We start from the raw sequence: 1843 nt of genomic DNA on the forward strand, positions 1-1843 counted from the left end.
AAAACAAAAGCACCGCACCGTTTTCATTCCGCGCGATCGGTACAGCGCCCGCGTTTAATGGATAGCTCTCGAATTCGACTCCCGCTATGCTGCACCCCGGAATTGATGAATTAGTGCAGCGATCACCGGACCAAAGGACCACGAAATGACCACACAGGCAGGCGATCTCGCCGGCAAGTCGGCTATCGTGACCGGGGGCTCGACGAAGATCGGTCTAGGCGTTGTCAATGCGCTGACGCTGGCCGGTGCCGCTGTCGTGATCGCCGACATCGATGAGCTTGGGGCCAAACCGATTGTTGACCATGGCGGCGGTCGGATCCTCTACATCGACACCGACATTACCGACGACACCGCCATCGGGCGCTGCGTCGCAACCACGTTGAGCACCTTCGGATCAGTCGACATCCTGGTGAACCTGGCCTGTTCCTATGAGGATGACGGCGCATCATCTAGCCGAGCCCAGTGGCGTGCTGCGCTCGAGGTCAACCTTGTCAGTGCAGCGCTATTTGCCGAGGCGGTCCGCCCGCACATGGCTGCCCGCGGTGGTGGGGCGATTGTCAACTTCGGGTCGATCTCGGCCAAGGTAGCGCAAGCGGGGCGCTGGCTATATCCTGCCAGCAAAGCTGCAATTTTGCAGTTGACACGCTCGATGGCCATGGACTACATCGGCGATGGTATCCGGGTCAATTCCATTAGCCCTGGCTGGGTTTGGTCCAAGGTCATGGATGAACTTACTGGGTCCAATCGGGCCAAGGCCGATGCGGTGGCGGAAGATTTTCACCTGCTGGGTCGCGTAGGAAATCCTGACGAGATCGGTCAAGTTGTCACGTTCCTTTGCAGTGACCGTACATCGTTCGTGACTGGCGCGGACTGGGCCGTCGACGGCGGCTACTCAGCGATGGGACCCGAACAAGCCGTACCCACTATTCCCAAACTCGCCGAATGATCGAAGGAGTCATTATGGACCGCAGGATCACCATCGTCGGTGCCGGGCAAGCCGGCCTGCAGCTCGGCATCGGGCTGCTTAACGCCGGATATCGCGTAACAATCGTTTCCAACCGCACGCCCGAGCAGATCCGAACAGGCAAGGTCATGTCCAGCCAATGCATGTTCGGCAACGCACTGACCCGTGAGAGCTCCGTCGGGTTAAACTTCTGGGACACCGAATGTCCGGCTGTTGACGGTATTTCTTTGACGGTGGCCGGACCAGATGGTAGTAAGGCGATTTCGCTCGCGGCACGACTGGATGTACCCGCCCGATCTGTGGACCAGCGGGTGAAGATGCCGCGCTGGATGGCCGAGTTCGAAAGACGCGGAGGAATTATTGTCTACGAAGATGCAGCTGTAAACGATCTCGATCGTCATGCCGAAAGTACTGATCTCCTCATTGTCGCTGCTGGAAAAGGCGACATTGCGAAGATCTTCGAACGCGATGCTACCCGTTCTCCCTATGATTGTCCCCAGCGAGCACTTGCCCTCACCTACGTGAACGGTATGCTACCACGACCGGACTACTCGGCCGTGTCCTTCAGCCTGATCCCTGGTGTCGGAGAGTATTTCGTGTTTCCCGCGCTGACAACCACAGGACCCTGCGAAATAATGGTATTCGAGGGAATTCCCGGCGGGCCAATGGACTGCTGGGCGAACGTCGTCACCGCCGAACAGCATCTCGCGATGTCGAAGTGGGTTCTTGAAGCCTTCATCCCGTGGGAAGCGGAACGGTGTGCGAATATCAGTCTCACCGATGAGAATGGGATCCTTGTCGGCCGGTTTCCGCCCACCGTACGCAAGCCCGTCGGTATGCTCCCTTCTGGCAAAGAAGTGCTGGGTATGGGCGATGTCG

The 1843-nt window shown here is 58.4% G+C and carries 2 protein-coding genes; both read left to right on the forward strand.

The window, feature by feature from the left end:
• The first annotated feature begins 145 nt into the window (after positions 1-145).
• Positions 146-946: an SDR family oxidoreductase gene (locus tag AC2VOU_RS13570; RefSeq protein ID WP_486957851.1), complete on the forward strand. Its 801-nt coding sequence runs from the start codon at positions 146-148 to the stop codon at positions 944-946.
• Positions 943-1843: styrene monooxygenase/indole monooxygenase family protein (locus AC2VOU_RS13575; RefSeq protein WP_486957852.1), on the forward strand; the 901-nt coding region annotated here is incomplete at its 3' end. The genes AC2VOU_RS13570 and AC2VOU_RS13575, both read left to right, overlap by 4 nt.

Source organism: Mycobacterium sp. TH-M25, assembly GCF_057473665.1.